This window comes from Streptomyces niveiscabiei, from assembly GCF_001419795.1.
Taxonomy (GTDB): Bacteria; Actinomycetota; Actinomycetes; order Streptomycetales; family Streptomycetaceae; genus Streptomyces; species Streptomyces niveiscabiei.
The window spans coordinates 1-7,088 of sequence record NZ_LIRL01000053.1; the positions used below are offsets into that span (position 1 = coordinate 1).

Consider the following 7,088-nt stretch of genomic DNA (forward strand, 5'->3'; position numbering starts at 1 on the left):
GCTCCGCGCCTCCTGGTCCGGTCGAGCGCCACTCGGCAACTCGGGCCCTTTGTCCGTCTCGGCTCCGCGCCCCCGGCCCGGTCGCCTTAGCCCGCGCCGCCTGGGCTCCGCGCCCCTGGCGTTCCTTGGCTCCGCGCCGCCTCGCGCCCCTCACTCCCTTGGCGCCCGCGCTCCTCGGCGTCGGCTTCCTCGGCCCGGGCTGACTGGGCCTGGCCTCCTCGGCGTCGGCTTCCTCGGCCCGCGCCGACTGGGCCCGGCTTCCTCGGCCCGGCCCTCTCGGCCCCGCGACTCCCGGTCCCTCGGAGGCGCCTTCCTTGGCCCTGTGCCCCTGGGCCTGGTCCCTTAGGCTCCGGGGTCCCTCGGCTCGCCCCCGGGCCTGCGGAGGCGCCGTCCCCAGCCACTGTGTCCCCCTGGCCCCGCCTGCCGGCCCCGTAGCTCTGGGCTCCGGCTCCTTCGGCTCAGCCCTCTCGGCCCCGTAGCCCTGGGCTCCGCGCCTCCTGGCCCGGCCTCCTCGGCCCGGCTCCGGCGGCCCGCTTCCCTCGGCTCGGCCCCGGCGGTCCGGCCCTCTCGGCTCCGCGTCCCTCGCCTTGCCCCCGGGCCTGCGGAGGCGCCGTCCCCGGCCACCGTGTCCCCGCCTGCCGGCCCCGTAGCCCTGGGCTCTGGCTCTCTCGGCCCGGCTCCGGCGGCCCGCTTCCCTCGGCTCGGCCCCGGCGGCCCGGCCCTCTCGGCTCCGCGCTGCCTGGGCCGGTCGCCTTGGGGCCGTCTTCCTTGGCTTCGCGCCGTTGCCTCGGGCCGTGCCCCTCTTAGTACCCCCTCCACCACGTCAGCACCCGGCGCCAGAAGCTCGGTCGGCGCTGGTCGGTCGTCGGGAGGGGTGCCGGTGTCGTCGGTGCTGTTGGCTCCTCCGTCGGGGCCTTCTTCTCTGCTGTCCCCTCCTCCGGAACCGGCTTTCGGCGGGTCGGCAACGGCCAGCTTCCCCGGGGTTGGGGGAGGTTCGCGTGGCTGGGTTTGTGGGTGATGTCTTGTTGGGGTTTGGGGTCGAAGTGGACTGGTAGGGAGACCAGGTGGCGGGAGGAGATGGACTGGGTGTAGTGCAACTCGGATTCGGGGCAGTCGAGTTGGACGTCGGGGAGGCGGAAGAGGAGGGCGTCGACGCCGACGTCGGCGATGGCGCGGCCGACGTCCTGGCCGGGGCATTCGTGGGCGCCGCTGCCGAAGGCGAGGTGGGAGCGGTTGCCGCGCATGTTTGCGGAGAGGTCGGGCCGCATTAGCGGGTCGACGTTCGCGGGGGCGGGGGCGAAGAGGAGGCCGTCGCCCTTGCGGATGCGCTGGCCGCCCAACTCCGTGTCGACCTTGGCGAAGTAGGCGAAGATGGTGCTGAAGGGGGGGTGGTCCCACAGGGATTGCTCGACCGCCTCGGGGACGGTCATCTGGCCGCCGTTCAGCTTCGCGTAGAAGCGCGGGTCGATGATGACCTGGAGCAGCACGCTGGACAGCAGGTTGACGCTGGCCTCGTACGCGGCGAACAGCAACAGCCGCAGGTGCTCGCGGACTTCGTCGTCCGTGAGCTTCGCGGGGTGGGTGACCAGCTTGCTCGCCGCGTCGTCGGCGGGTTCGGCGCGTCGGCGCGCGGTCAAGCGGCTGAGCGCGTCCATGACGTACCCGTGACTGGCGATGGCCGTCTCGGTCCCCTTGAGCGCGTCGCGCGCCGCGTGCACGAGCCGGTCGTTGTACTCCTCGGGCATGCCGAGGACGTGGCACATGACGGCCATCGGCAGGTGTTCGGCGAACTGCGAGACCAGTTCGGCCTTCCCGCTCTCGCAGAACTCGTTGACGAGCCGCTGCGAGGACCGGTTGATGTACCGGCGGAGCGTCCGGTCGTCGAGGCCCTCCATGGACGCCTTGACGGCCGCCCGCAGCCGCTTGTGCTCGTCGCCCTCGGCGTGCGAGGCGATGGGCTGCCAGGCGATGTGCGGCATCAGGGGGTGGTCGGGCTTGACCTGCCCGTCGACGAGCGGCGTCCAGATCCGGCTGTCGCGGGTGAAGTGCGTGGGGGAGCGCACCATGTGCAGGTTCTCGGCGTGCCCGAGGACGATCCAGATGGGCACGTCGTCGTGGAGGAGGACCGGCGCGACGGACCCGTGCTCCTCGCGCAACTGCTCGTACAGCGCGTTGAGATCCTCGGAGCCGGGCCCGAACAGCCGGGTCAGTCCCCCCGCGCCGCGCCCGTGGGCCGGGCAGCCGACGGGGGGTTCGGTGGTGGTGTGGTCAGACGTCACGGGAAGGGGTCGCTTTCATGACGTGGACGGCGGCGTCAGACGAGAGCGCCGTTGTCCAGAAGGGTGTTGAGGAAGTCCATGAGGGTGGTGAGGAGGTCCCGGCTGGAGGCGCGGCGGCGGACGTCGCACTCGATGATCGGGATCCGGGGATGCAGGTCAAGTGCCCCGCGCAGCACGGGAATCGGGTAACGGGGCCCGTCGGGAAAGGTGTTGACGCCGACGATGAACGGCACCCCGCGCTCTTCGAGCCGCCCCATCACCTCGTAACTCACGTCCATCCGCCGGGTGTCGACGAGGACGACCGCGCCGAGCGCCCCTTCGAACAGCCCGTTCCACAGGAACCAGAACCGCTCCTGGCCGGGCGTCCCGAAGAGGTAGAGCACGAACTCGTCGCTGATGCGGATGCGCCCGAAGTCCATGGCGACGGTGGTCGCGGTCTTCGTGTCGGAGCCGCAGTCGTCGTCGACGCCGATCCCGGCCTGCGTCATGGTCTCCTCGGTGGTCAGCGGCCTGATCTCGCTGACGGAGCCGACCATGGTGGTCTTGCCGACGCCGAACCCGCCCACGATGACGATCTTCGCGGCGGCGGCGGTGGTGTGCGGGAGCCGGTCCTCGGCGCGTGGGCCGGGGATCGTGTCAGAGGCGTTGAAGTCCATGCATCACCGCTTCGAGGAGGGACCGGTCGGGGATCTTCTGCCGGACGACGGGCGCGCGCGAGTCGAGGAGTCCGGCCGCGAGCATGTCGGTGATCAGCACGGACACGACGCTGAACGGCAGCGAGAGGTAGGCGGACACCTCGGCCAGGGACAGCGGCGTCGCGCACATCCGCAGTACCACCGTCCGCTCGGGGCCGGTCGAGGAGTTCGGCTCGGTCCGCGCCACGACGAGCGTCACCAGGTCGAGGGGCGCGCGCTCGCCGTCGGCGTCCGAGATGGTGTAGAGCCGTTCGGGGGCCTTCTTCTCCTTCCCCTCCCCGCTGCCGCCCGCCGCGGGTTCGGCCGGCTTGGGCAGGGGGCGCAGGGCGGCGCGTCGCCGGCGTTGCGGAGGAGTCATACGGTCTGGCCTTTCCGCCGGGGCGGACTCGTGAGGTGCGATCCGATGCGTACGACGAGGTCGCGCATGTGCAGGCTCATCGCGCCCGGCTCGCAGCGCACGTCGGACAGGACGGCGAGGAAGGCGCCGGCGCCCGCGGCCATCAGGTAGAAGTAGCCGCCGTCCATCTCGATGACGACGAGCTTCATGTCGCCCTGGACGGTGGGGATCTCCTCGGCGACGGCCCCGGCGAGGCTCTGGAGGCCCGCGCAGGCGGCGGCGACGCGGTCGGCGGCGTCCGGGTCGCCGCCGTAGCGGGCGATGCGCAGCCCGTCGGCGGAGAGCACCACGATCATCTCGATGCCCGGGACGCCGCTGTAGAGCTCTTTGAGCATCCAGTCGAAGTTGGCGCGCTGCTTGATCACGTCGGGTCCCCTTCGTCGTCGGCCGTGGCCTTGTCGTCGATCAGGTGCAGGTATGCGGTGGGATTGCGGGTGAAGTCGGTGGGGTGGACGCCCTCGGGCGTGTTGTCCTTCAGGCCCGCCCAGAACGCCTCGAAGCCGAGGCCGGGCGCGGGGCCGGAGGGGGCGGGCTTGGCCAGCACGCGCGCGGCGGCCTCCGCCCACATCTCCTCCTCCTCGTCGACCGGCGCCGGCTCGCCGCGCTCGGCGGCGGCCTTCTCCGCGGCCTCCTCGGCGAGCTGGCGGCGGTAGGCCTCCGGGTAGGAGTCGAGGATGGAGACGACGGCCTTGCTGCGCCGCTGCGGCAGCCCCTCGGCCGTCCACTCGGTGACCTCCGGGGTCTCCTCCTCCATGGACACGCCTTCCGGGAGGCGGGGACTGGTCGGCCGGCGCTTCTTCGGCCTGCGCTGCGGGCCCTTGATGCCGCCGAGGTCGAGGGTCGGGGTGGCGCCCGCGCCGATGCCGTGCGCGTAGATCGTCTCCGGGCCCTCGGTGAGCATCTCGGCGGGCACGATCAGCACGGCGCGGACCCCGCCGTACGCCGAGACGCGCAGCGAGCACTGCATGTTGAACGTCGTGCACAGCCGGCCCACGACCGCGAGCCCGAGCTGCGGGGCGCCGCCGTCGTCGTGGATGTCCTCGCCGCGCTTGGCGTCCTCCAGGATGCGTTCGACCCGGGCGCGGCCCTCCTCGCTGAGGCTGACGCCGGCGTCCTCGATCTCGATGGCGATGCCGGTCTGCACCTCGATCGCGTTCACGTGGACCGTGCTCGCCGGGGGCGAGAACCGGGTGGCGTTGTCCATGAGTTCGGCGCAGGCGTGGATGACCGGCTCCACGGAGATGCCCCGGATGTTGACCTTCGCGATCGACTCCAGCTTGATCCGCGGGTACTCCAGGATGCGCGACATGCCGCCGCGCAGCACGCTGTACAGCGGGACCGGCGCGGGCCACTGGCGGCTGGGCCTGCCGCCGCCGATGACGCCGACGGAGTCCGCGAGGCGGCCGATCATCGCCGTGCCGTGGTCGATGCGCAGCAGGTCGTCGAAGACGTGCGGGTTGTTGCCGTGGTCGTACTCCATCTCCAGCAGTTCGTCGTTCTGCTGGTGCACGATCGCCTGGATGCGCCGGGCAACCGAGGTGTACGAGCGCAGCGCCGAGTCCCGCAGGTTCTCCTGGTGCTCGACGATGTCCAGGACGCTCGTCACGACGCCCGCCTGGGCGCGGTCGAGGTCGCGGAACGTCGGGTCGATGTCCGGCATCAACTGGAGGACTTCCCGGGGGGAGTTGCCCGCCCGCAGCACCTTCACGGCCGTCGGGATGTGGTCCTCGACGACCCGCAGGTTGAGGGTCGCGTACTCCTCGATCCGCCGCTCCAGCGCGGCCGTACGGCGCTCCGTGTCCGCGCGCAGCTCGCGCAGCCGGCGTCCGCGCCTGACCACCTCCACCGCCGTCATCACCACCAGCACCGTGGCGACGGCCCCGCATACGCCGACCGCGACCCGAGCCGACCGCGGGACCAGCGCGAGGGCCGCCCCGCTCACCGCGGTCATCAGTATCGCCGGGGGCAACAGCACCCGGGCGAGGGGGCGTTCACGCCCGGGCGGGGATTGTGTCGAGGACTGAGCACTCACCATGGGGACCCTCTGTCGGGAATTGTCCGCATCTTCAGAATATTCGGGAACAAGCGCCCGAATCCATCTCAACTCGGCGCGCTGCGGGCGAGCTTAGTCCGACCGGATCAACGCCGTGTCATGTTCGGCAACCGCCTGAAAGGGATCCCCCTGTGGGGGTATGGTCGTTCGTTTTGTGCGCTGCGGAATCGTTCGAACGCACACCGTAACTGGGTATGGGTGTGCGGGAGTTCAGGCGCCCGCGATCCTCAGGGCCGCGTCGGCCGTCGCTCGCGCGAACTCCGCCACCGGGCGGTCCGGGTCCGAGCGGCGGACCAGGATCACCCCCTCGATCAGGCCGAAGACGAGGTCCGTACGGAGGTTCAGCTCGCCGCCTTCGAGGGACGTGGCCTCCGCCACCAACTCCCGGTACGCGGCCTTCAGTTCGTCCCGGGACTCACGGAAACCCGCGAAGCGCTCCCCCCGCACCTCCGGGAGCAGGTACAAGCCGCCGAGGTTGTACTCGCCGCCGCACAGGACCTCCACGTCCGCGCGGCACAGCTCCCACAGGCGGTCCCTGGGCGGCTCGTCCGTCCGGGCGAGCAGCGTCCGCGCGTACGCGAGCGACGGGGACACCGTCGACTCCAGGAGTTCCGCGAGGAGTTCCTCCTTGCCCGACACGTAGTGGTACATCGTCGCCTGGCGCATCCCCGCCCGCTCCGCCACCGCCCGGGTGCTCGTCGCCGCGTACCCCTTCACGGTGAACAGTTCCGCCGCGGCCGTCAGCAGGTCCCCGCGCGGGTCGGTGCCCCGTCCCTCGCGCTCCACGGCCCGGGGGCGCCCTACACGCCGTCCACCTGGGGTTGTCGCCATGCGGGGATCTTCGCACACGCGGTTCGTCACGCCTGCGGTGCTTCGCCCGCCCACGCCTCGTACGACTCCCACGCCTCCAGCGTCCGCCTGCTGTACAGGTGGTGCTCCCGCCCGGTGATCGGGTCCGTGAAGTGGAGTTCCCCGGCGAGGAGTTGGAGCGGGCGGTGGAAGTCCGTCGGGGGGATCGGGGGGTGGACCTCCGGGTACAGGGGGTCGCCCAGGATGGGGACCCCCAACGAGGCCATGTGCACCCGGAGTTGGTGTGTCTGGCCCGTTTCCGGGGTCAGGCGGTACCTGGCCAGGTTCTCCCGGCGCGCTGTCTCGGCGATGTGCGTGATCGCGTTCGGCGGGCCGGGGAGTTCCAGCGTGGTCAGAGAGGTACGGGGCTTCTCCATGCGGGAGCTGAGGGTGAGGGGGAGGGGTTCGCGCGGCTCACCGGAGGCCACCGCCTCGTACACCTTCCTGATCTTCCGGTCCCTGAACAGCGTCTGGTAGGCGCCCCGGTCCTGCGGGCGGACCGTGAACAGCACCAGCCCGGCCGTGAGCCGGTCCAGGCGGTGCGCCGCGCCGAGTTCGGGGAGGTCGAGGGTCCGGCGGAGACGGGCCAGCGCCGTTTCCGTGATGTGGCTGCCCCGAGGGGTGGTGGCGAGGAAGTGGGGCTTGTCGGCGACGAGGACGTGGGCGTCGCGATAGACGACGTCGACGTCGAACGGTACGGGGATCTCGGGCGCGACCTCCCGGTGGAACCACACGTACGCCCCCGGCGCGAAGGGGGTGCCCTCGTCCAGGGCCCGCCCGTCGGCCCCGACGACCTCACCCCTCCGGAACAGCCC

The 7,088-nt window shown here is 71.7% G+C and carries 7 protein-coding genes; all 7 read right to left on the bottom strand.

Annotated features, from left to right (window positions below; all coding sequences use genetic code 11):
- Nucleotides 1-803 precede the first annotated feature (803 nt).
- The gene (locus AOK24_RS03335; RefSeq protein ID WP_055718539.1) at nt 804-2,279 is read right to left on the bottom strand and encodes a cytochrome P450; all 1,476 of its coding nucleotides are present in this window, start codon (nt 2,277-2,279) and stop codon (nt 804-806) included.
- A 35-nt stretch (nt 2,280-2,314) separates the two neighbouring features.
- A complete protein-coding gene (locus AOK24_RS03340; RefSeq protein WP_055718540.1) occupies nt 2,315-2,935 on the bottom strand; it encodes a GTP-binding protein in 621 nt (206 codons plus the stop codon).
- The gene (locus tag AOK24_RS03345; RefSeq protein ID WP_055718541.1) at nt 2,916-3,332 is read right to left on the bottom strand and encodes a DUF742 domain-containing protein; all 417 of its coding nucleotides are present in this window, start codon (nt 3,330-3,332) and stop codon (nt 2,916-2,918) included. Before AOK24_RS03345 ends, AOK24_RS03340 begins: the two co-directional genes overlap by 20 nt.
- Nucleotides 3,329-3,736 (bottom strand): roadblock/LC7 domain-containing protein, encoded by a 408-nt coding sequence (locus tag AOK24_RS03350; protein WP_055718542.1) that lies wholly within the window; start codon nt 3,734-3,736, stop codon nt 3,329-3,331. The genes AOK24_RS03345 and AOK24_RS03350 overlap by 4 nt, the downstream gene beginning before the upstream one ends.
- Nucleotides 3,733-5,406: an ATP-binding protein gene (locus AOK24_RS03355; protein ID WP_240553629.1), complete on the bottom strand. Its 1,674-nt coding sequence runs from the start codon at nt 5,404-5,406 to the stop codon at nt 3,733-3,735. Before AOK24_RS03355 ends, AOK24_RS03350 begins: the two co-directional genes overlap by 4 nt.
- A gap of 228 nt (nt 5,407-5,634) precedes the next feature.
- Nucleotides 5,635-6,255, bottom strand: a complete 621-nt coding sequence (locus tag AOK24_RS03360) for a TetR/AcrR family transcriptional regulator (protein ID WP_055718544.1) — start codon at nt 6,253-6,255, stop codon at nt 5,635-5,637.
- A gap of 26 nt (nt 6,256-6,281) precedes the next feature.
- A partial coding sequence (locus tag AOK24_RS03365) for a pseudouridine synthase (protein WP_055718545.1) occupies nt 6,282-7,088 on the bottom strand: 807 nt, incomplete at its 5' end.